Below are 22,165 nucleotides of genomic sequence, written 5' to 3'. Positions count from 1 at the left end.
GCATCCAGATAGGGTCGGGTCAGTCAGAGACGGTTCGGTATCTTCCCCCCGGGCATGCCGGGGGCAGGAGTTGGCACCTTGCTGTCGCAGGTTGCCAAGGTTTCACAGGGCCTTTCCCTCCACCTTTCTGGATAGCGCTATCGGACTGCCAAAGATCGAGGGATCAGGATGGTCTGACCGCCGCTTGCCGTCAAGCCTGGGCTGGCGGGGTGGGCCCTTCCGGGGCGGGGTGGGCCGTCAGGCCCTGGCGCTTCATGTGGCCCCAATGGCCCCTTCCACGGATCCAGTCGAGGGTGCCCTTCAGGCGCCACCAGACCGTGAGCTGGCGGTAGCCGAAGTTCTCGGCCACGGCCGCGAAGAGTAGCAGGCCGAAGGCCTTGAGGCCCTGGTAGCGGTGGCCGCTGATCTCCTGGAGGACCACGGCCACCACGGAATTCAGCACGCCCAGGAGCAGGGCCACGTAGAAGAACAGGAGCGCGAAGGTGCCACTGACCGAGTGGGTCAGGAGGGACACGGCGAACAGCAGGTACCCGCTGACCTCGATGATGGGTGCCAGCGCCTCGAAGAAGATGAAATACGGCATGGAGAAGAGCCCGATGCGGCCGTACTTCGGATTGAAGCACATGCTCCGGTGCCGCCAGAGGGTCTCCAGCAAGCCGCGCTGCCAGCGGTTCCGCTGCCGACCCAGCCCCCGGAAATCCTCGGGCACCTCGGTCCAGCACACCGGATCGGGCACCAGGGTGATGTGATGGGGGCGCTTCCACTCACGCAGGCAGCGATGCAGGCGCACGACCAGCTCGAAGTCCTCGCCGATGGTGGCGGTCTCGAAGCCCCCCGCGGCCACCACCACATCCTTGCGGAACACCCCGAAGGCGCCGCTGACGATGAACATGCTGTCCAGGGAGGCCAGACCCACGCGGGTGAAGAGGAAGGCCCGCAGGTATTCCACGATCTGGAAGCGGGCCAGCCAGGAACCGGGGAGGTAGATGCCGCGGATGCCCATGGGGGTCACCTTGCAGCCATTGAGGGGACGGACCACGCCGCCGGAGGCCACCATGTCCGGGCGATCGGTGAAGGGCCGGGCGATACGGAGGAGCGCATCGTTCTCCAGGAGGCTGTCTCCATCCATGCAGCAGACCAGAGGGTAGCGGGCCAGGTTGATGCCGCAGTTCAGGGCGTCGGCCTTCCCCCCGTTGGCCTTGTCCACCACCACGAGGTTGGGCACGTAGGCACTCTCGTAGATGCCGCGCACCTCCTGGGTGGGCAGCAGCTCGCGCAGGACGCGCTGGCTTGGCTGGAGCTTGAAGGCCTTGAGCAGGCGTGCGAGGGTGGCGTCCGTGCTGCCGTCGTTCACCACCACCACCTGGAACTCGGGGTAGCGCAGGCTGATGAGGCTGTTGATGCTCGCCACCGCGCCCGCCTCTTCGTTGTGCACCGGGCAGACGAGGGTGATGGGCTTGTAATGGCTGGTTTCGAAGGCGGTGTCGAGGCGATCAATGCCGACGGCATCCAGGTAGCGGCGGATGGAGAAGAAGGCCCTCAGGATCAAGGCCAGGTGCGTCAGATTGGTGGCCAGGAAATAGGCAAGGATGCTCCACTCGACGGTGGCGATGAGGATCACTCGGAACGTCACATGTGCCCCCGCTCATCCGCCCATTCGAGCCGCTCCCGGGCGATGTCGCGGGCGAAGCGATCCGCCGCGAGATCGTCCGCCAGCCAGGTCAGGGCCGAGACGCCGGAGTGGCCAAGATCCACGAGACTCTGCGCGGCATTCCGGCGGACCTCATACACGGGATCGGCCATCAGGGGCAGCAGATCGGGAACGGCGGAGGGACCGCCGAGCACACCCAGGGCCCGGGCGACCTGGGCCCGGATTTCCCAGGCGGGACTGGCGGCGAAGCCCTGTACTTTCGAATAGACCGCCGGATCCGCGAGAATGATCAGGGCCTTGAGGACGGAAGCACGCAGATCCACGTTCGGGATGTCCAGGAGCCAAATCAAGCGAGGCAGGGATTCCCGGTGCCGGTGGGAGCCTGCCAACAGGGCGAAGAGGATCCAGGGCTCAGGGCTCTGATCCGGGGACTCCAGATTCTCCTTCATCCAGGGCAGCAGGGAGGGGCCGAAGCCTTCGAGCACCCGGAGCAGCCGTTCCCGCTGGTAGAGTTCCTCCCGCATGACCCAGGCCAGCACCGGGGCGGCGAATTTCAGGTTCCGGCTATGGGTCAAGGTCTGGGCCGCGGTGTGGGCCACGAAGGGGACAGGGTCATCGAGCAGGGGGAGCACGTGATCGATGTAGCCCTCCATCCGGATGCCGGGCTTCCAGCGCCAGGGCCGCTCGGCCACCGGCGGCGGCGCATGCTCCGCGGGTTCATCCAGGCGGAAGACGGCGATCTCCTTGGCCGCCTGGGCGCGGACCTTCGGATCGCGGTCCCGCAGGCGCCGGGGCAGAGACGGGTGGATGCCCGTGCTCAGGTAGAGCTCGCGGAGCAGCTCGGATTCCTGGCCAGCGATCGTGGACAGATAGCGGGCCAGGAAATCCCGGAACAGCCAGCGGTCGGGCCAGGCGATGGATCCGAAGCCCCGCTCCTGATACCCCTTCTTGAAAAGGTAGTCCGTGAGCTGGGCCTCCCAGGCCTGATAGCGGGCGATGCGATGCCGGTTCAGGCGATCCTTGCGGTACTGCATGGCCGTGCCCACCAGCACCAGGAAGGCGACTAAGGCGACCAGCCCGAGCGTGGCCCATTCCAGGATGGGCAGAAGCAGGTTATGCGGCAGGTGAAGGGGGACGATGACTCACCCCGCGCGATGGGAGCGTTCGTAAAGTCGCCACAGCCGTTCCACCAGCACCTGTACCGAGATCGGCTTGGCCATGTAGTCGTCGGCTCCGGCGGCCAGGCAGCGCACCATGTCCTGCTCACTGTGGTTGCTGGAGAGGAGCAGGATGGGAATGCGCCCCTTGGGGGGCGGGAGGTCCCGGACCTCTTGCACCAATCGGAACCCGTTCATGGCCGGCATCATGAGGTCGGTGGAGATCAGATCAATCTTCTCACGCTGGAGGATCTCAAGCGCTTCCAGGCCATTGGCGGCGACGAGGACCTTCAGCCCCTCCATCTCCAGGCGGACCTGGATGATCTTCGCGGTCGCCGGGTCGTCTTCCACCACCAGGACCGTCGTTTGAATTGGCCAGCGTCGAGTCATCGGGAAAAAGTCTACCGCCTTTCTACCAAATCCAGCGTTTTCCACGGATCCGGATTCCGAATCGCAGGGTGTGATCCCGGTAGCTGGTGGGATCCGTGGGATCCGCGATGGGCAGGCCCGCCATGCTCTGGCCCCAGGAGGCGAAGAGGGAGACGGCCGAGCCCCCGGGCGTCCAGGTACCAGCCAGCGTGTACCCCCAGGTGAACTGGCTGGACGTCTGGTTCACCGTCTGGCTTCCCCCCCAGGCATCGAGGGCGAGCTCCCAGCGTTCCTCCTGGCGCAGTGAGGCTCCGGCCGTGGCGCCATAGTACCGGTAGCGCTGGGGATTGAAGAAGCCGATGCGAAGGCTCCGGTTCTGGTCGATGAACCGGCTGGCAAGGCCCGCGCGCCATTCTCCCCCCTCGAAGGGGAAGCGGTGCCCCGCCTCTCCCCGGAGGCCCGTTCGGGCGGCGCCCGGGGAGAGGAAGGCCCGCTCCAGGGACAGAGCCAAATGATCGAGGGTCTGGTTGAAGACCCAGGCCCCGCCCAGGCCCCAGGTCCGGGTGTAGGTGCGGAGGTCCACCGCCATGGGCGTGGCCAGGTTCGGCGCGAAGGCATGGGACAGGACCAGGTTCAATCCCGGTGCGGCGCGCCAGCCCAGGGCGAGGCTATGGAAGCCCGCCGGATCCCCCCCGACGTCATCCACCCGACCCACCTGCGCCGAGGCCGTGAGGCGCGAGCCCAGGGGCTGGCTGAGCCCCACTGACCATTCCTGGGGCTTGCGCTCGGCCAGGCCACTCTGATTGAGCAGGTCGAAGGATCCGCCGACCCGCAGACTGCCGTCGAAGAACGGGATCGCCGCGTCCACCCGCTGGGCCTGGGCCCGCAGCCCTTCGTTGGAATCGGTGCGGGTCTGGGAGAGTTCGAGCCAGGGGCCCTGGGCGTCGGCGAGGCCGCGCAGCCTGGACTGGGCGTCCTCCCGCTGGTCCGGCTGGTCCAGCAAGGCCTCGGTCCGGCTCCGGGCCTGGCGGAGGCGCCCCATGCGCTGGTCGATCTGGGCCCGCATGAGTTCCGCCTCGGGGCTCTTGGCGTCCTCGGGTCCCAGGCTGGCCAGGCGCCGCTCTGCCGCCTCGGGATCGCCCGCCCAGAGGTCCAGCTGGGCGAGCCCCAGCAGCGCTTCGCGGTCCCCCGGGTTTTGGAGGAGCGCTTCCTGGTAGGCCCGGCGCGCCTGGGCGTGCCGTCCACGCCAGCCCAGCACCCGTCCCCGGAGGATGAAGAAGTCCCGGTCCGCCGGGTGGCTCTTCAGCCAACCGTCGGTCAGGTCCAGGCTCTGATTGAGGTGTCCGTCCCAGCTCAGATAGGTGGCGGTATCCAGGGTGGCCTGGCGGTCGCCCCTGGCGACGTAAGGCTGGAGGATCCGCACCGCTTCCTTGAACCGGCCGGACCAGGCGGTCACCCGGGCCAGCACCGGTTCGGATTCGGCCGCAAGCTCCGGATGGACCTCCCGGTGCCGCTTGAGGTCGCGGATGGCCTCGTCGAAGCGCTTCATCCAGCTCAGCGTCCGGGCCCGTTCGAGGAGGGCGTCGGGCTGATCCTTCCAGCGTTCCAGCATCCGGGTGTACACCGCCACGGCCTCGGGCAGCCGTTTTTGCGAACGCAGCTCCCGGGCCTGTTTCAGAAGGGCGGTGGCGTTGGGGGCCGGAGCGGGTTCCTGCAGGGCGGGCGGTGCGGGATGGATCATCGGGGCATCCTCGGTTCGTCGGGGGTGTCGGCCAGGGCCTTCTGGTAGATCGTGTAGGACTGCTTGCGGAAGCGATGGAAGCTCGGTCGGTTCCAGGTGGGCCAGGTGAAGAGGGGGGGCAAGGGGATGCGTCCGTGACGGGCGGTCGGGAGGGTCAGGCGAACAGTGCCATTCCCGGCCCCGATGAGTGTGTCGGCAGCGAGGGCCGCGAACACGAATCTGAACCCGGGCGTGATCGCCGTTCCCAGAGAGCCGGGCTGCTTCTGCTCGGGATCGTCGAGGACCGTCCGGCTGCTGGGGTCCGTGACCTGAAGCAGCGTCCAGGGAATCCGCGCCTCCAGGAACCCCCGCCCGTCCGGGCTTTGGCCCACCTGCCACTCGGCCCGGGAATCGAAGGCGGGGTCGGTGCGGTCCTGGGTGCCCTGGCGGAGCCAGCCGATATCGGTGCTGTGGCCCGGGAACCTCGAGCCGTCGCGGCCGATCCGGGGATGGTTGCTCTTGGCCGTGGGCATGACGAACCGGCCTGCCTCGTTGGGGAGGCTCCGGTAGTGCTGGTCGGGCCTGGGCCGGAACTCGGGAATAGCATAGGGTGCGTCCACGAACACGCCGGTGCGGTCCGAGCCCTGGAAGCGGACCACAAACTCCAGTCCCGCCTCGCTGCGAAGGTCTGACATACCGGACAGCCGGTGATCACCCCGCCGGGGATCCACGGTGTCGATGCCCACCAGGAAGGCCTGCTTCGAAAAGTCCACTGGACCAGGGAGGAACAGCCCCAGATGGAGCCAGCCTTCGTCCGCCAGCACCTTCAGGGTGTAGCCGCCGCCATCCAGATAGACCGGAACCCGGGCCCAATCCCCGGCCTTGCCGTCGATGAGGATCGCGGGTCCCTTGGCGCCCGGACGGTAGGCAATGAGGCCGTAGTTCTCCTCGGCATCCATGACGTTGTACCAAAGCGGCTTCCGATCGGAGGGAAGCTCGAACGGCATGGTCAGCCAATTCTTCTTGAACCATTCGTCGATCCAGGCGAACAGGACGCCCCCCGCGCAGCCCGCGTCGTAGATGTCCCGCTGGAGCCGGGCATCCTGCTCGCCCTGTTCGCGTTCGTTCTGGCCGCCGTGGGTCAACCCCTGGGCCTGCCAGTGGGCGACCACGCGGGACGAGGGCACTCCGAATTCTCCGATGAGCACCGGGTGACGGGCATGGTGCTTCACCAGCTCGGCGAGGTACCCCGCATAGTTGCTGGGCCCCAGATGGTCGCTGGCCTGGGCATAACCGGGATCCAGGTTCATGAAGTCGGGATAGTACGGATAGGCGTGGTAGCTGGCGAAGAGGCCCGCCAACAAGGCCGGTGTCCCGTCGAACTTCTCCATGTCGAGGCCGACGGCATCCTCGTCGTCGATGTCGGCGTTCAGCGGCTCGACGGCCATGCCCAGCTTCTGGCGCAGGGCGCGCTCCTCCCGTTCCGTGGCTTCCGTGATGTGGAACAGGGGGTCCAGCGTGGGCCAGTTGGTGAAGGCGATGGGGCGCTGGGCGTGGAACTGGTCCCACTCGAGGCTCAGGAAGCGGTCCATGCTCTGGGCCAGGAACTGTTCCATGGCGTGGCCGCCCCGCACGGTCACGAAGCGGCCGGCCCAGTCCGCGGCGCCCGGATGCTGGCGGTTGAACGCCACCACGCTGGACGATTCCCACTCGCGGCCCAAAATGACGGCCAGGGTCCACGGGCTGACATCCGCCCCGTATGTGCCATCGCTGTGCCCCGGGCGCACGGGGATGCGGGCGCGGCCGTGGAGAACCTCAACCACCTCCCGCATCTCCCGGCGCCAGGCCGCGAGCCAGGCCGGGTCCTGGAAATCATGGCGGGGAGGGGACTCGGCCCACACGCCATGGATGAGCCAGAGTGGTTTCCGGGCGCCGAGGTTGTAGGCGCGCAGCGCCTCGTAGAAGGCGGGCGGGTGGATGGTGTAGACCCGGATCGTGTTGAAGCCCGCCTCGGCCATTTCCCGGAGCCACCCGTCGTAGGTGGTCCGGCCGGGAAACTCGCTGGGGAATTTGCCCGGCAGGGCCGCGCCGAGGTTCACGCCTTTGACATAGAAGGGCCGCCAACCGCCCTGACCATCAGCCACTTCCAGCCGGCGGTCATGCGCCCGGGCCGGGATCTGGATTTGGGTGGGTAGGGGAACCGGAGTCTGGGCCACGGTCCGGGATCGGGGTGGACGGGAGACCTGCCCCAAGGCCATGGCCTCCACTCCAGGAGGACCCAGGAAAAGAACGAGGCTGAGAGATATCAAGGCCGGTAATGACGGGAGCATTTGACCTATTAGACCGGCTTTTCTCGGATCCTGGTCATGAAACTGGAGGTCGAGGTGCGATCCGGGGACCTCACCAGGCCAGGAGCCGTTCCACGGCGGACCGCACGGCTTGCACGCCAGGCAGATAGGCCGCCTCCAGGGGCGGACTGGCGGGCGTGGGTGTGTCCGCGGCGCCCAGGCGCAGAACCGGGGCGTCCAGCCAGCCGAAGCAGGTCTCGCCGATGCGGGCCGCCCATTCGGCGCCGGGACCGTAGGTGAGGCTGGCCTCCGTGAGCACCAGGGCGCGATGGGTGCGCTGCACGAGCCCCGTGATGGCCTGATCGTCCAGAGGCCAGAGGGTGCGGAGATCCAGCACGGCCACATCCAGGTCGGCCACGGCCTCCAGCGCCACATGCTGGGCCGCGCCGTAGGTGAGGATGCAGGCCCGCGTGCCGTCCTTGCGTAGGGCCGCTTCCCCGAGCCGGGCCGTGGGGGCCGCGTCCCACTGGTCCTTGAGGCGGCGGTAGAGGTGCTTGTGCTCGAAGAACAGCACCGGATCGGGATCCTCGATGGCGGCCCGCAGCAAGGCGTAAGCGTCGCGCACGGTGCCCGGTGCCACCACCTTGAGGCCAGGACTGCCCAGGAAATGGCCCTCGGGATTCTGGCTGTGGAAGGGGCCGCCGCCGTTGCCAGCGCCGGAGGGTCCGCGGAATACCGCTGGCACGGTGGCGCCCCAGCGCCAGTGGGTCTTGGCGGCGAAGTTCACCATCAGGTCGGACGCCAGCAGGGCAAAATCCATGAACTGGAACTCGGCCACGGGCCGCTGGCCCATCATCGCCGCGCCGATGGCGGCGCCCACGATGGCCTGCTCGGAGATGGGCGTGTCGATGACCCGGTCCGGGCCGAACCGGGCCAGCAATCCTTCGGTGGCGCGGAAGGCACCCCCGTACGTGCCGATGTCCTCACCCAGGCAGCAGACCCGGGGATCGGCCTCCATGGCATCGAAGAGGGCCTGCCGGATGGCGTCGACGTAGGTGCCGGAGAAGGCGGTCATTTCGCCTCCAGCAGGCCCCGTTCCGCGAGCCAGGCGTCGTTGAAGATGCTGCTGAGGTAGCGGCCCGCGCCATCCGGGAAGACGGTCACGATGCGCGCCGGGCGGTCCATGGGCGGCAAGTGCTTCGCCACTTGGAGCACCGCCCAGAGGGCCGCGCCGCTGGAGCCACCGCCCAGGACGCCCTCCTCCCTCACGAGCCGGCGGGCGTGCTGAAAGGCGTCGCGGTCCGTCACCTGGAACATCTCGTCGATGAGCTCGAACTCCATGGTGGGAATGAGAAATTCGTCGCCCAGGCCCTCAAGCTTGTAGGGGCCCGCCTTGGGGTCCTTCTCCCCGTGGAAGTGAGGCGTGAACACCGAGCCCACAGGATCGACGGCCACCACCTTGATCTTCGGATCCTGCTCCTTGAGATACCGCCCCACGCCGCCGATGGTGCCGCCGGTGCCGGCTCCGGCCACCAGGTAGTCGATGCGGCCTTCCATCTGCTCCCAGATCTCCGGCCCCGTGCCGTGGTAGTGGGCCGCGTTATTCTCGCGGTTCCCGTGCTGGTCCGGGAAGAAGCAGTTCGGGATCTCCCGGGCGAGGCGGGGCGTGATGTTGTTGTAGCTGTCCGGGTGTTCTGGCGGCAGGCTCGTGTCCACTTTGAGGACGTCGGCGCCGAGAGCCAGGAGCTGATTGAGCTTCTCCTGGGAGATGGTGTCGCGCACCACCACCTTCAGCTTGTAGCCCTTCTGGATGGCCATGAGGGCCAAGCCCATGGCGGTGTTGCCCGAGGAGTTTTCGATGATGGTGTCCCCGGGCTTCAGGCGGCCGTCGCGCTCCGCGGCTTCGATCATGTACTTGGAAATGCGGTCTTTGCTGCTGCCCATGGGATTCAGGAACTCGAGCTTGGCGAAGACCTCCGTCGGCAGGTCCCCCACGACGCGGCGCAGCCGCACCAGCGGCGTGTTGCCGATGGCTTCCAGGACACTGCCGCAGGGCTTCCGGTACTGCATGAGGTTCCTCCTGATGCCAGTATGACCGGCGATGCCGCCACCTCGGGGAGAGGCTCTCGATCCCTTCGGGCGGGTCAGGAAGCATGAGAATCCGGGCGGCGACTTCGCCAACGCTTCCGGAAACCTCCTGGGGGCCGGCATCTTCGCCTGGTCCCCCCTGGCCGGCGGCATGCAGGAATTGGGCTATTTCAACTCCGATATCTCTGGCGTGCTCACCAACGTTGCGCCCCTGCAATAGGTAGGGTGGGTGGCAGGCAGGGACCGACCCGGTCCATGCCTGCCCGGGAGGATTTTGTCTGAGTTGGAAAGGGAGAACCCCGGTTCGGTGAACTTGCGGGTGCCACCGTGCCGGGATCGCTGTGGACCAGACGACAGCGATGAGAGGCGTGGCGAGGTCTGCCAACGACTCATGTTCATGCTGATGTTTATTAAGAATGAGAAGCGATTTTATGAAAATAGTGATGGATGTAATCGACAAGAATGCCTTTTTCTGTAAGATTGCCGACATGCTCAAGGCATTTCAGAGCGTGGCATGACGAGGTCGGAGGGAGGAGCGGCATGGCCCCTTCAGGCGACACCCCGGGCGGCGCCAAGGCGGGAGAGGTCTGCCTGCGCTCCTGGAAGGAGATCGCCGCCTACGCGCAGGTGAGCGTGGCGACCGTCCAACGCTGGGAGAAGTGGGAGCGGCTGCCCGTGCACCGCCACATGCATCGTCGGCTCGGCTCCGTCTATGCCTATCCCTTCGAAATCGATGCATGGTTGGAGGGCAGGGATCTGTTCGAGGAACAGCGGCGGGTCGGGTTCGGCTAGCGGGGTTTCGGGGGCCGCGCCCGCCTTTCTCTGCGACCCGCTAGACTCTCCCCATGCTCTCCTCGCTGCGCATCCAGAACCTGGCCCTGGTCGAAGACCTGTCCCTGGATTGGGGGCCGGGCTTCACGGTGCTCACGGGCGAGACCGGCGCGGGCAAGTCCCTGCTGGTGGATGCGCTGTCCCTGCTGGTGGGCGCCCGGGGCGATGCGGAACTGGTGCGCCACGGCTCGGAACGGGCCACGGTGGAAGCCGTCGTGGAAGGTCGTTTCGAGGTCTGGCGGGCCTTCCTGACTGAACGAGGCATGCCGGAGGAACAGCCGGTGGTGCTGCGGCGCGAAGTGGGGTCGGGCCGCAGCCGGGCCTGGATCAACGGCGCCAGCTGCACCCTCGCGGATCTGCGCGATGCCGGCCGCCTTTGGATGCGCCTAACCAGCCAGCATGATCACCAGTCCCTGCTGGGGGAGGAACGTCATCTCGCCCTCATCGACGAAGTCTTGGGCATCGAGCCCGGCCTGGAGGCCGAGGCTGCGGCCGTGCGGGAAGCCGAGACGGCGCTGAAGGCCCGGCGTCGCAGCGAGGCCGAACGCGAGCAGCGACTGGAGCAGCTGGCGGAGGCGCTCGCGGATCTGGACAAGCTCGTTCCGAAACCTGGCGAATGGGCCCAGCTCAAGGCGGATCGCGAACCCCTGCGCCACGCCGTCCATCTCGAACAGGCCTTCCGCGAGGCAGCGGAGGCCCTGGACGACGGCATTCCCAAGGTGGAGCTGGCTCATAAGGCCTTGGTGCGCGCTGTGGCGCACTGGCCTGACGCCGTCGCCGAGCAGGACCGCCTGCGCTCCGCCGTCCTGGAGCTGGAGGACCTGTTGGCCTTGGCCCAGGATCAGGCCCTGCGCTGGTCCCAGGCTGGGGCCGACCGCATCGAGATCATGGAAGCCCGTCTGGCGCTGTACGAACGCCTGGCCCGCCGCCACCGCTGCGAGCCCGAGGAACTGGTCGCCCGCCAGCAGACCCTCAGGGACGAACGGCGGGCCCTGCTGGCCGGTGATGTCTCGGTGAAGGAACTGGAAAAGGCTCTGGCAAAGGCCGCGGAGGCCTACCGGTTGGTGGCTGAGCTCTTGCACGGGCGCCGAGGCGAAGCCATCCCCAAGCTGGAGGCTGAGGTGCAGAAGCGCCTTGGCCGCCTGGGCATGAAGGGTGCGCGGATCCAATTGCGGCTTTCCCTCGCGGAGGAGACCGGCAGCCCTGTGCAGCAGAGCGGTCGGCCCGTCCGGGTGGCGGCGCAGGGCTTCTCGGCCCTGGCCATCTGGATCGAGCCGAACCCAGGCGAAGGCTTCCGTCCCCTGGCCAAGATCGCCTCTGGCGGCGAACTGAGCCGCCTCATGCTGGCTCTGGTGGGCGCGGGCCTGGCCCTGGGCGCGGGCGTGAAAGACGGGCTGACGCTGGTCCTCGACGAAGTGGACGCCGGCCTCGGCGGCGAGACGGCCCTGGCTGTGGGCAAAGCCGTGGCGGAACTCGGGCAGGCGCACCAGGTGCTGGCTGTGACGCACCTCGCCCAGGTGGCGGCCCGGGCGGACCGGCATGGACGGTTGCACAAGGAAACCGAAGGCGGCCGCACCCGCAGCGCCCTGGGCTGGGTGGCGGGTGAGGCCCGCAACCGCGAGCTGGCACGCCTGCTCTCCGGCCACCCTGACCGGCCCGAGGCCCTGGAACACGCGAAGGTGCTGCTCGAGGGATGAGCAGGGAATCGTCCAGGGTTTTCAAGTCTCAAAAAGAGGAACACAGAGGACGCAGAGAGCCGCAGAAGGCACAGAGAGCTGCTGCGGATGGTCTCCTATCAGCCCTGGGCCACGTTGGAACTCTTGCTGATCAGGGGAAAAGCGAAAGCGGCCTTCGGCGGACCCGCGCGGCGAGCACACAGCCCCCTCTGCGTCCTCTGTGGTCCTCCGCGCCCTCTGTGTTCTAGCACTTCTTAGACCACGGAAGAAAATGAGAAAGGGCCGCCCGGAGGCGGCCCTTATCGTGATGCGGAACGAGACTACTTGACGCTCACATCGTCGATGACGAAGGAGGTCTGGAGGCTGCTGTCTTCCACGGAGTAGAAACGCAGGCGGATGGTCTGGCCCTTGTAGGCGCTGAGGCTCAGCGACTTCTGGGTGTAGCCCGTGTTCTTGTTCAGGTTCGAGTAGGTGGCCAGGGTGGCCAGCACGGTGCCGGAGGTGTTGAGCACCTGGACCTTCATCGTGTCGTAGGCGGTGGTGGTGGTGGTTTCCGCTGTGTCGATGTGGAGCCAGAAGGTCAGGGTGCCGGTGGCGGTGCTGGGGACGGCGATCTGCTGGTAGACGTAGTCGGTGTGGGCCGAGCCGTAGCCGCACATCCAGGCATCGTAGGAACCGCCATGGGCGGGCTCGCCGGTGTAGGTGCCGATGACGCCGGTAGTCTGGGTCCAGCTGGTGACGCCGCTTTCGAAGCCGCCGTTCAGGATGAGTTCCGCGCCGGAGGTGGCGTTGGACACCGTGAAGCTGACACCGGTGCTGGTGCCGACATTGCCCGCCGCGTCATAGGCCTTGGCCGTGAGGGTGTGGCTGGCATTGGTCAGCGTGGTGCTGTCCAGGGTCATGCTGTAGGGGCTGGTGGTGTCGCTGCCCTTCAGGGCGCCATCCACGTAGAACTCCACCTTGGTGACGCCCACATTGTCGGAGGCCGTGGCGGAGAAGGTGATGGTGCCGCTGGTGCCAGACTCGGTGGCCGAGACGGTGGGAGCGGTGGTATCCGAAGATCCGCTGGTCCAGGCGGCACCCACGTTGATGCCATGGAAGGCGTTCCACACGGCCTGTTCCTGGGCGCTGCCGGCACCGTAGAGGTCCTTGGCGGCGCTGATGGAAGCGGTGCGGGCTCCGGCGTAGTTGGTGCTGGAGGTCATGTAGACCGAAAGTGCGCGGAACCAGATGCGGGCGGCGGCGTCGTTTCCGATGCCGGTCATGCCGCTGGGCAGGTAGGTGGTGCTGGTGTTGCCGCTGGTGGTGGCGCCCTGGCTGAGGAAGTAGTAGCAGCGGTTCATGGGGCCGCTGGAGTAGTGCACGTCCAGGTTGCCGATGGTGGAGGACCAGGCGTCGGGGCTGGAGCCGTCCAGGCTGGGCTTGTACATCCAGCGCAGGGGACTGGTGGCCAGCTGCTCGCCGATGGTCCAGTTGCCGCCGGTGCTGCCGATGGTCGAACCCGACCCGCCGCGGGCGTAGTACTCGATCATGGTGCCGAAGATGTCGGAGTTGGCCTCGTTCAGGCCGCCCGACTCACCGGAGTAGGTGAGGTTCGCGGTGCGGGCGCAGACGCCGTGGCTCATCTCGTGGCCGGCCACGTCGAGGGCGGTGAGCGTGGTGAAGGAGGACCCATCGCCGTAGGTCATGCAGAAGCAGCTGTCAGACCAGAAGGCATTGTCGTAGCTGTTGCTGATGTGGACGCGGCTGTAGGTGGCGGTGCCGGCCCCGTCGATGCCGTTGCGGCTAAAGACGTTCTTGTAGAAGTCCCAGGACTTGATCATGCCGAACATGGCGTCAACGGCCGCGGTCTCGCCATTGGCGGCGGTGGTGGAGCTGCCTTCCACGTAGTTGGCGCCGTCACCCCAGGTGTTGTCGGCGTCGGTGTAGAGGGTGCCCGTGGCGGTGCTGGTGGTGGCGGCGTGGGCCATGTTGGTGACCACGTTGTTGCCGAAGGAACCGCCGGTGCCGCGGGTCATGTCGCGCAGTTCGTAGGTGCTGCCGGTGTAGTTGGTGGGCAGGGAGATCGTGCCGTTGTACTGGCTGTTGCCGGTGCCGGTGGCGGCGGTGGTGTGGAGGGTGTTCCAGGACTTGAGGATGGCGCCGGTGTGCGCGTTCACCAGGTAGTCCGTGTGCTTGATGCCGTCCTGGTCATTCTCAAGCTCGGTGTGGACGTGGTAGGCGAGGGTGTAGCGGAGCACCTCGCGGGACATGTCCTCGGCGTTCAACTCCGCGGCGGCCTTGCCGGTGCGACGCACGACCTCGGTCATCTCGGGGTAGACCACCAGTTCCGTGGTCGGGGCGTAGGCGAAGGCACCCTTGGGGGCCAAGTCCTGCTGCGCCACAGCCAGGGCTTCGGTGGCGCCCAGAGCTGGCGTCACGTTGAGCTGGATGCCCTTGAGCAGAGCATTGGTGAGTGGGAGCTCGGCGCCATCCTTGCTCAGGTGGGTGATGGCGTCGCCGCCCCACACCTTCACACCCTTGTACGTCTGCTGGAAATGGGCGTGAGTTTGACCGAGCTGGTCGGAATGCGTGTCCCGCAGCAGGAACGCGTGGTCGGCGGTCAGGCCCAGCTGGGCCCGGTTGGCCAGCAGGCGCTGGGTCGCGGCCTCGCCGCGCAGAGACTCCTGCGGAAGGCGGGCACTGAGGGAACCGGCGGCCAGCGCGGCCGCGAGGAAAGACAAGGCCATGCGGCCCTTGGAGATCGCCATTGGCAACTCCTTCAATAGAGGGGGGGAGGGGGCGCAACCACATCGGCCCGACTGGCCCATGCGGCCCCACGCCTCGCGAGTGCAGACGTGGAGGGTAAGGTTGCGAAGAAAGATCAGGAAGTAGGAACCAGAGTCCCTGTCGCCCGTCAACCCCTCAAGTTAAGGCTTGTTAATTTTCTTGAGAATCAGTTCTATTTAGATATTTTTAAAATAAATGCATTATTTACAATAATTAATAATCAATCAGAAAGTCCTGTTTGAAGCTATTGATCAAGGGAGCTGGAGGTTGATCCGGTCCTCTTTGAGCAGGCATGGGACGCGCGCCTTGACGATGGAACCTTCGGGGAATTGGCCTCCGACAGCCCAGACCGAGCCCTCGCATTCGGGCAACTTCGGCCTGGCCGAGGGCGTGCTAGGGGCGCTTGGTGGACTTCTGCCGAACCCGCTTGGGCGGCCCGCCGGGGCCCTTGCGAGGCGCCTGTTTGGCAGCGGGTTTGGGGCCTTCCTTCTTCTTGGGGCGGGGCCGCGCCTTGACCTTGTCCACCCGCTGGGCCTGGAGGGATTCGTTGCTACGGGAAGGCTTCAGGCCTTCACCCGGATCCAGGATGCGGCGCACAGCTGCGACTTCCGCTTCCTCGCCCTCGTCTTTCTTTTTTTTCTGGATGCTGAGGCGTAGCGGCACGCCTGCTAGGCCGAACTGCTCGCGCAGGCGGTTCTCCATGTAGCGGACGTAGCTGAAGTGGAGTCCGCGGTCCGTGTTGGCCTTCACCACGAAGCTGGGCGGTCGCACACCCACCTGGGTCATGAAGTAGAGCTTGGGCAGCTTGCCATCGATGGCGTGGGGGCTCATGGCGCTCACGGTTTCGCGCAGGAACCGGTTCAGCTCGCCCGTGGGGATCCGCCGGGCGTGGGCCTCGGCCAGCTCGTCGATCATGCCGAAAAGTTTTGACACGCGCTGTCCGGTGAGCGCCGACAGGAAGATCATGGGTGCGTGGTGCAGGAAGCCCAGGCTGCGGCGGAGGTCTTCTTCGGCCCCGTAGATGGTGTGGGTGTCCTTCTCGACGAGATCCCACTTGTTCACCACGAGGATGACAGCGGCACCGGCCTCCTGGGCGTAGCCGGCGATGACGGCATCCTGGTGGGTGGCCCCCTCCACGGCATCCAGCAGGAGCAGGCTCACGTCGGCGCGCGCCATGGCCTGTTTGGCCTTGAGGATGCTGAGCTTCTCGGCGCCTTCGTGGGTCTTGCCCTTCTTGCGGATGCCGGCCGTATCGATCATCCGGTAGACCTTGTCCTTCACGTGGAAGACCGTATCTACGGTATCCCTCGTGGTGCCGGCGACCTCGCTCACCAGGCTGCGCTCATAGCCCAGCAGGCGGTTCGTGAGGGAAGACTTGCCCACGTTGGGCCGGCCGATAATGGCAAAGCGCAGCTCGTCCGAAAGCGAGTGGATTTCCGCCTCTTCGGGCGTGCGGTGGAAGGGCAGACGCGCACGGATGGCCTCGATTAGCTCGGGAACACCCGCCCCGTGGGCGGCGGAGATGGCCAGCACCTGATCAAAGCCCAGACCGTAGAAGCCGGCATCGGGCGCGCCGCCCTTCATGCCGTCCAGCTTGTTGATGACGAGCAGGATGGGCTTGCCCTGGCGGCGGAGCCGCGCGGCGATCTCCTCGTCCCCGGCGGTCAGGCCGTCGTGGCCGTCCACCAGGAGGATGGCCACGTGGGCCTCGCCCAGCGCGGCCTCGGCCATGCGGGTGATGCCCTGGGTGATGACGTCATCGCCTTCGAAATCCAGGCCGCCGGTATCCACCAGCTCGAAGACCTCCTCCGCCACGCCCTCCTCGCTCAGGCAGGTGACGCGCCCGTAGCTGCGGTCGCGGGTCATGCCCGGCAGGTCGTGGACCAGGGCCGCCCGGGTGCGGGTGAGCCGGTTGAAGAGGGTGGACTTGCCCACGTTCGGGCGTCCGCAGAGGGCGACAAGGGGTAGTTTCATATCTGTTCCAAGCCCTTCAGTCTATCGGTTCGGGCGGGAAAAGACAGGGAAGGAATGAGACTATCGCCCTCCATTCGCCGTAAGCTGAGGCGGAGAAATCCGATGGGGTGTGTTCATGAAGAGGATTCTGGCTGTCTTTGTGGTCGTGGCTGGCTTGTTTACGGGAGGCTACTACTTCATGACGGGCCGCCTCCCCTGGGTGGCCCTCTCGGCGGAGGAGCAGCAGGTGATTGATCTGGGCGAGGAATTCGCGCGAGCCCGCGAGCAATGGCAGGCGGCCGGCCGGACCCAGGCGCTGGGCGTGGATGCGTCCAGCCAGGTGGAGGCACCGATCGCCACTGTCGAACGCGTCGAGCAGGAACTGGCGGACTTGACGCCGCAACTAAAGTCGACCGAAGCGAAGAACCGTGCCACGGTCCTGCGGCGGGAGATCGCGACGTTCAAGGGCGAGATGAAGTAGGAGAGGCGGACCACGCCGTTCTCCACCTTCCATCACGACCCACCGGATCGAGGGCTCGAACGGATCCGCTGCGCCCTGCGGGCTTGCGTCCCCCGCGTAGCCCGCAGCTACTTCGGCCCTCCACTGGAGGGCCTCCGCTGACGCTGCCGTCTCCGCACTCGACGCTGGATCCTGGCCGCGCATGCGCGGCCGGGGCGGGTTCGAGCCCCGTCAGCCCCGCGCTTCAGAACGAAAAAGGGTCCCGCGTGGGACCCTTTTTCGTTCTGGCGGGGCTGACGGGGCTCGAACCCGCGACCTCCGGCGTGACAGGCCGGCACTCTAACCGACTGAGCTACAACCCCTTGCTTTTCCTGCTTTTCACCAGGCTGGCTGGTGGGCGATGACGGGCTCGAACCGCCGACATGCTGCGTGTAAGGCAGCCGCTCTACCGACTGAGCTAATCGCCCGAATCGCCGAATCACGATCCTCACACGGGAGGAGGGAAGGGTCAAGGCCAAAGGTCTGCGTTGAGGGTTTCCGTCAGATCTGGTAAGGTTTCCAGACTTCCGTGCCAGAGGTTCCCGCGGACCTTTCGCTGGTGTCGGTGTGACCCTGGCCGATCCCTTCGGCCGTGGCCTTGGGACGTTTCTGGAGGGTGGCCTGTGGCGCTGCTGGAACTGGCGAATCTGACGCTTCGATCACCGGAAGGGGACGGCCCCGTCGCGCGCATCCTGGCTCAGATGCCGGACCCCATGCGCCCCGACCTGCCGGCCATCCTGTTCGTGATCGTCTTGCTCGTGGTGCTCTACCTCTACCTCCGGGTGGTGTTCTTCAAGCCCATCACTCAGGTCATGGATGACCGGGAGCGCGACCTGAACGCCGGCGGGGATGCCAAGGCCCAGGCCGTGGCCCAGGTGGACGCCCGCCAGAAGGACTACCAGGGCCGGCTGAAGGATCTCCGCGCCCAGGCCTTCGCCCGCCGCAAGGCGTTGGCGGATGCCGCGGGCAAGGCGAAACAGCAACTTCTGGACGAGGCTCGCACCAAGGCCCAGGCCGAGCGCCTGGCTGCGGTGGCCTCCCTGAAGGCTCAGCAGGCGGAGGCTCGGCAGAACTTGCTGGCTCAGGTGGACGCCCTGTCCGAAGCCATGGCCCAGACCCTTCTGAAGCAGGCCTGAACCATGAAGACGCTGACCCGAATTTCCTTCGCTGTCGTCCTGGCCCTCAGTCCCCTCGGGCTCGCGGCCCAGGCGCATGACGCCCATGCCGCTCCAGCGGTGGAGCCGCACGAACCGCCCACGGTCGGCCACGAGGCCCAGCCTGCGGAAGGCCACGTCCCAGAAGGCCATGGAACAGAAGCTGTCGGCCACGAGGCCGCAGGTCATGAGGCGGCTGGCCAGGAGGCTCACGGCGGCGCCCATCACGGCCCCGCCATGAAGCTCTTCGGCAAGGACTACGGCAAGGGCGGGGCCTTTCTGGTCCAGCTACTGAATTTCGCGATCTATGGTGCTGCCCTGTTCTTCCTCCTGAAGGGCGCGCTGTCGGCCATGTTCAAGTCCCGCAAGGAGGAGCTGGAGACCCTGCTCGCCCAGGCGGAGAAGGACAAGGCCGAGGGCGAAGCCCAGCTGAAGGAGATGGAGACGAAGATGGCCGGGCTCGAAGGTGAGCTGGCGGGGATCCTCGCCAAGGCCGAGACCGACGCCGAGGCCGAGAAGCAGCGCGTGCTGGAGGCTGCCAAGGCCGAAGCTGCCCAGATCCTGGCCCAGGCTCAGGCTGAGATTGGCTTCCAGAAGCGCCAGGCCGAGCTGGAACTGCGAGCCCTCGTGGCCGAGCTGGCCATCGAAGGCGCTGCGAAGCGTCTTGAATCCAGGATGCAGGGGCCAGACGCCGCCAAGGCCCTTGACCGCGCCATCCAGCAGATCGGCCAGCAGACCGGAGGAGTCCAGTGAGCAACCGCCTGACCGCCCGGCGCTACGCCAAGGCCCTCCTCCAGATCGGCGATCAGCAGGGCAATGTTCCCCAGCTGCAGCAGGAACTGGACACCGTGGCCGCCACCGTGGCCGCCAACGCCGACCTCTCCCGGCTGGTGGCCTCACCGCTGGTGCTGCCCACCAAGAAGGCCGAGGTCTTCGAAGCCATCCTCGCCACCGCCAAGGTCAGCCAGACGCTCCGCCACTTCTTCCGGGTGGTGGCCGAGGCCGGCCGCCTGAACCTGCTGCCCGACATCCACCGCACCTTCGCGGAGCAGGTGGACGAGCGCGCCGGCATCGTCGAAGCCAAGGTGGCCAGCGCCCAGCCCCTGAGTGAGGCTCAGACCACGGCCCTGGTGGCTTCGCTCACGGCCCGCACGGGAAAGACCATCCGCCTCTCCTGGCACCAGGATTCTGCCCTCCTCGGCGGCCTGAAGGTCCAGGTGGGCTCCACAGTCCTGGACGCCTCGCTCCAGGGCCAGCTCCGCCAGCTCAAGACTCAGCTTCTCTCCGCTTAATTCATTCGCTTTCAACTCGCAGGTTTGGAGGACTTCATGGACATTCGCGCGGAAGAGATTTCCCGCATCATCCGGAGCCAGATCGAAGGCTTCGATGCCCAGGTGGACGTGGCCGAAGTCGGCACCGTCATCAGCGTGGGTGACGGCATCGCCCGCGCCTATGGGCTCGAGAAGGCCATGGCCGGCGAGCTGCTGGAGCTGCCCCACGGTGTCATGGGCCTCGCCTTCAACCTCGAAGAGGACAACGTCGGCATCATCCTGCTGGGCGACGCCGCCGCCATCAAGGAAGGCGACACCGTCAAGCGCACCGGCAAGATCATGTCCGTGCCCGTGGGCCCCGCCTTCGTGGGCCGCGTCATCGACGCCCTCGGCAACCCCATCGACGGCAAGGGTCCCATCCAGGCCGCCAAGACGAACCCCATCGAGCAGATCGCCCCCGGCATCGTGGACCGCAAGAGCGTGCACGAGCCCATGCAGACGGGCCTCAAGGCCATCGACAGCCTGATCCCCATCGGCCGCGGCCAGCGCGAGCTGATCATCGGCGACCGCCAGACCGGCAAGACCGCCGTCGCCGTCGACACCATCATCAACCAGCGCGACACCGGCGTGATCTGCATCTACGTCGCCATCGGCCAGAAGCGCTCCACCATCGCCCAGGTGGTGAAGACGCTGGAAGAGTACGACGCCATGAAGCACACCATCGTGGTGGCCGCTTCCGCCTCCGAAGCCGCCCCGCTGCTCTTCCTGGCGCCCATGACCGGCGCCGCCCTGGGCGAGTACTTCATGTGGCACGGCAAGGACGGCAAGCCCGCAGGCAAGGACAACCCCGGTGGCCACGTCCTCTGCATCTACGACGATCTGTCCAAGCAGGCAGCGGCCTACCGCGAAATCTCCCTGCTGGTGCGCCGCCCTCCCGGACGTGAGGCCTACCCCGGCGACGTGTTCTACCTCCACTCCCGCCTGCTGGAACGTGCCTGCAAGCTCAGCGATGAGCGTGGCGCTGGCTCGCTGACGGCCCTTCCGGTCATCGAGACCCAGGCCGGTGACGTGTCCGCCTACATTCCCACCAACGTCATCTCCATCACCGACGGCCAGATCTTCCTCGAGAGCGACCTCTTCAACGCGGGCGTCCGCCCCGCGGTGAACGTGGGCATCTCCGTGAGCCGCGTGGGTGGTTCCGCCCAGGTGAAGGCCATGAAGGCTGTGGCCGGCACCATCAAGCTCGACCTGGCCCAGTACCGCGAGCTGGCGGCCTTCGCGCAGTTCGGCTCCGACCTGGACAAGGCCACCCTGGCCCAGCTGAACCGCGGCCAGCGCCTCGTGGAGATCCTGAAGCAGGGTCAGTACCAGCCCATGCCGGTGGAGAAGCAGGTGGTCATCATCTGGGCCGCCACCAACGGCTACACGGATGACCTGCCGGTTGCCCAGGTCCGCCGCTTCGAGACCGAGCTGATGGCGTACCTCGATGTGAACGCCCCCGAGGTGCTCCGCGGCATCCGCGAGACCAAGACCCTAGGCGACGACGCCAAGGCCCAGCTCAAGACCCAGGTGGCGGCCTTCAAGGAGACCTTCCAGGCCTCCCTGAACCAGACCGCGGGAGCCTAGTCCGATGGCCGGTCTCCAGGAAGCCACATCGAGCGGTCGGGTGATGCCCAGCCGTTCTCCGAAAGCCTTCTGGGCTTTCGGAGTGGATATTCGCCGCCGCATCCGGTCGGTGAAGATCACTCAGCAGGTCACCAAGGCCATGAGCTTGCCTTACCGACCCCTTTCGGATTGGAGTAACTAGCCATGGCCGGCCTCCAAGACATCCGACGCCGTATTCGGTCAGTCAAGAACACTCAGCAGGTCACCAAGGCCATGAAGATGATCTCCGCGGTGAAGCTGCGGAAGGCTCAAGAGCGCCTGGTGGCCTTGCGCCCCTACGCCGGGAAGATGATGGAAGTCGTCCGCCGGGTCGTGAGCCGGATCCAGGGTGATGTCGAGATCCAGCCCGGCCCCGCGGCCCAGGCGTTCCTGTCCCCCCGCGAAGAGAAGCGCATCCGCGTGGTCCTGGTGGCCTCGGACAAGGGCCTTTGCGGTGGCTTCAACGCCAACGTACTCAAGGCCGCCAGCACCTTCGTGGCGGAGACTACCGCCGAGATCGTCCACCTGGACGTGGTGGGCAAGCGCGCAGCCGAGTGGGCGCGCAAGCACCAGCTGACCGCGGCGGGGGAGTACCTTGGCATTCCCCTCGCGGGCTTCCAGCGCGTGGTGACCGAGATCTCCGAAGGCGCTGCCGCCCAGTACCACGCCGGGGAGATCGACGCGCTCTACATCATCTACAACTACTTCAACAGCCCCATGTCCCAGACACCCACCGTGTTCCGGGTCTTCCCCATGGAACTGGATCGCCTCGCGGAAGGCCGGGAGGCGCTTGAAGTGTCCCACCTGCTCGAACCCGATCCCAACTCGGTGCTGGAGACCCTGCTGCCCCGCTTCGTGGAGACCGAACTGCTCCGCAACCTGTTGGAGAGCAGCGCCTCCGAACATGGTGCCCGCATGGCGGCCATGGACAAGGCCAGCAACAATGCCGGCGAGATGATCGCCCAGCTGACCCTGACCATGAACAAGATCCGCCAGGCCAGCATCACCAACCAGATCATCGAGATCGTTTCGGGCGCCAACGCCTGATCCCCAACCCTCGTATCCAGCAGTCGCACCCAGCGCCCATTCCTTCGT

Annotated in this window: 18 protein-coding genes, 2 tRNA genes and 1 riboswitch; of the genes, 9 read left to right on the top strand and 11 right to left on the bottom strand. The window is 66.6% G+C overall.

Features of this window, described 5'->3' with window-relative positions:
• Positions 1-34 precede the first annotated feature (34 nt).
• A riboswitch (SAM riboswitch) is annotated at positions 35-138 on the bottom strand.
• A gap of 52 nt (positions 139-190) precedes the next feature.
• From NOV74_RS14670 to NOV74_RS14640, 7 genes are all read right to left on the bottom strand, one after another.
• Complete coding sequence (locus tag NOV74_RS14670) at positions 191-1,633, bottom strand: glycosyltransferase family 2 protein (protein WP_257314022.1); 1,443 nt, start codon at positions 1,631-1,633, stop codon at positions 191-193.
• A complete protein-coding gene (locus NOV74_RS14665) occupies positions 1,630-2,685 on the bottom strand; it encodes a HEAT repeat domain-containing protein (RefSeq protein WP_257314021.1) in 1,056 nt (351 codons plus the stop codon). Before NOV74_RS14665 ends, NOV74_RS14670 begins: the two co-directional genes overlap by 4 nt.
• 108 nt (positions 2,686-2,793) lie before the next feature.
• Positions 2,794-3,198 (bottom strand): response regulator transcription factor, encoded by a 405-nt coding sequence (locus NOV74_RS14660; RefSeq protein WP_257314017.1) that lies wholly within the window; start codon positions 3,196-3,198, stop codon positions 2,794-2,796.
• Between the two features lie 22 nt (positions 3,199-3,220).
• Complete coding sequence (locus tag NOV74_RS14655) at positions 3,221-4,918, bottom strand: tetratricopeptide repeat protein (protein ID WP_257314015.1); 1,698 nt, start codon at positions 4,916-4,918, stop codon at positions 3,221-3,223.
• The gene (locus NOV74_RS14650) at positions 4,915-7,155 is read right to left on the bottom strand and encodes a hypothetical protein (protein ID WP_257314014.1); all 2,241 of its coding nucleotides are present in this window, start codon (positions 7,153-7,155) and stop codon (positions 4,915-4,917) included. Before NOV74_RS14650 ends, NOV74_RS14655 begins: the two co-directional genes overlap by 4 nt.
• Positions 7,156-7,297: 142 nt before the next feature.
• Complete coding sequence (locus tag NOV74_RS14645; RefSeq protein ID WP_257314011.1) at positions 7,298-8,260, bottom strand: alpha-ketoacid dehydrogenase subunit beta; 963 nt, start codon at positions 8,258-8,260, stop codon at positions 7,298-7,300.
• Entirely contained in the window at positions 8,257-9,255 is a 999-nt protein-coding gene (locus tag NOV74_RS14640; RefSeq protein WP_257314010.1) for a PLP-dependent cysteine synthase family protein, read from the bottom strand. Before NOV74_RS14640 ends, NOV74_RS14645 begins: the two co-directional genes overlap by 4 nt.
• Before the next feature lie 31 nt (positions 9,256-9,286).
• Between NOV74_RS14640 and NOV74_RS14635 the strand changes: the two genes are divergently transcribed.
• The 3 genes from NOV74_RS14635 to NOV74_RS14625 all read left to right on the top strand — a co-directional run bounded on the left by NOV74_RS14635 (position 9,287) and on the right by NOV74_RS14625 (position 11,801).
• Positions 9,287-9,493 carry a hypothetical protein gene (locus NOV74_RS14635; protein ID WP_257314008.1) on the top strand — a complete coding sequence of 69 codons (207 nt, stop codon included), beginning with the start codon at positions 9,287-9,289 and terminating at the stop codon, positions 9,491-9,493.
• A gap of 320 nt (positions 9,494-9,813) precedes the next feature.
• Positions 9,814-10,065 carry a MerR family transcriptional regulator gene (locus NOV74_RS14630; protein ID WP_257314006.1) on the top strand — a complete coding sequence of 84 codons (252 nt, stop codon included), beginning with the start codon at positions 9,814-9,816 and terminating at the stop codon, positions 10,063-10,065.
• A 53-nt stretch (positions 10,066-10,118) separates the two neighbouring features.
• Positions 10,119-11,801, top strand: coding sequence for a DNA repair protein RecN (locus tag NOV74_RS14625; RefSeq protein ID WP_257314004.1), 1,683 nt, complete (start codon positions 10,119-10,121; stop codon positions 11,799-11,801).
• Between the two features lie 299 nt (positions 11,802-12,100).
• Here NOV74_RS14625 and NOV74_RS14620 read toward each other — a convergent pair whose 3' ends face one another.
• Positions 12,101-14,530 (bottom strand): M4 family metallopeptidase, encoded by a 2,430-nt coding sequence (locus tag NOV74_RS14620; RefSeq protein WP_257314002.1) that lies wholly within the window; start codon positions 14,528-14,530, stop codon positions 12,101-12,103.
• Positions 14,531-14,942: 412 nt separating this feature from the next.
• Positions 14,943-16,523: a ribosome biogenesis GTPase Der gene (gene der, locus NOV74_RS14615; protein WP_257314000.1), complete on the bottom strand. Its 1,581-nt coding sequence runs from the start codon at positions 16,521-16,523 to the stop codon at positions 14,943-14,945.
• A 115-nt stretch (positions 16,524-16,638) separates the two neighbouring features.
• On the opposite strand from der, the gene NOV74_RS14610 reads away from it, so the two are divergent.
• Positions 16,639-16,983: a hypothetical protein gene (locus NOV74_RS14610; protein WP_257313998.1), complete on the top strand. Its 345-nt coding sequence runs from the start codon at positions 16,639-16,641 to the stop codon at positions 16,981-16,983.
• 264 nt (positions 16,984-17,247) lie between these two features.
• On the opposite strand, the gene NOV74_RS14605 is transcribed toward NOV74_RS14610, so the two are convergent.
• Positions 17,248-17,324 (bottom strand) — tRNA-Asp (locus NOV74_RS14605).
• A 29-nt stretch (positions 17,325-17,353) separates the two neighbouring features.
• Positions 17,354-17,429: transfer RNA gene (locus NOV74_RS14600), tRNA-Val, on the bottom strand.
• Between the two features lie 195 nt (positions 17,430-17,624).
• Here NOV74_RS14600 and NOV74_RS14595 point away from each other — a divergent pair.
• The 5 genes from NOV74_RS14595 (at position 17,625) to atpG (ending at position 22,117) form a co-directional block, all read left to right on the top strand.
• Positions 17,625-18,137 carry a F0F1 ATP synthase subunit B gene (locus tag NOV74_RS14595; RefSeq protein ID WP_257313997.1) on the top strand — a complete coding sequence of 171 codons (513 nt, stop codon included), beginning with the start codon at positions 17,625-17,627 and terminating at the stop codon, positions 18,135-18,137.
• Between the two features lie 3 nt (positions 18,138-18,140).
• Positions 18,141-18,908 (top strand): F0F1 ATP synthase subunit B, encoded by a 768-nt coding sequence (locus NOV74_RS14590; protein WP_257313995.1) that lies wholly within the window; start codon positions 18,141-18,143, stop codon positions 18,906-18,908.
• Positions 18,905-19,447: an ATP synthase F1 subunit delta gene (gene atpH / locus NOV74_RS14585; RefSeq protein WP_257313993.1), complete on the top strand. Its 543-nt coding sequence runs from the start codon at positions 18,905-18,907 to the stop codon at positions 19,445-19,447. The genes NOV74_RS14590 and atpH overlap by 4 nt, the downstream gene beginning before the upstream one ends.
• A gap of 36 nt (positions 19,448-19,483) precedes the next feature.
• Positions 19,484-21,052 (top strand): F0F1 ATP synthase subunit alpha, encoded by a 1,569-nt coding sequence (atpA, locus tag NOV74_RS14580; RefSeq protein WP_257313991.1) that lies wholly within the window; start codon positions 19,484-19,486, stop codon positions 21,050-21,052.
• Positions 21,053-21,235: 183 nt separating this feature from the next.
• Positions 21,236-22,117 (top strand): ATP synthase F1 subunit gamma, encoded by an 882-nt coding sequence (gene atpG / locus NOV74_RS14575; protein WP_257313989.1) that lies wholly within the window; start codon positions 21,236-21,238, stop codon positions 22,115-22,117.
• Positions 22,118-22,165: the final 48 nt, after the last annotated feature.

The organism is Geothrix fuzhouensis, from assembly GCF_024609325.1.
GTDB lineage: Bacteria > Acidobacteriota > Holophagae > Holophagales > Holophagaceae > Geothrix > Geothrix fuzhouensis.
This window is presented reverse-complemented; position numbering and strand designations above follow the sequence as displayed.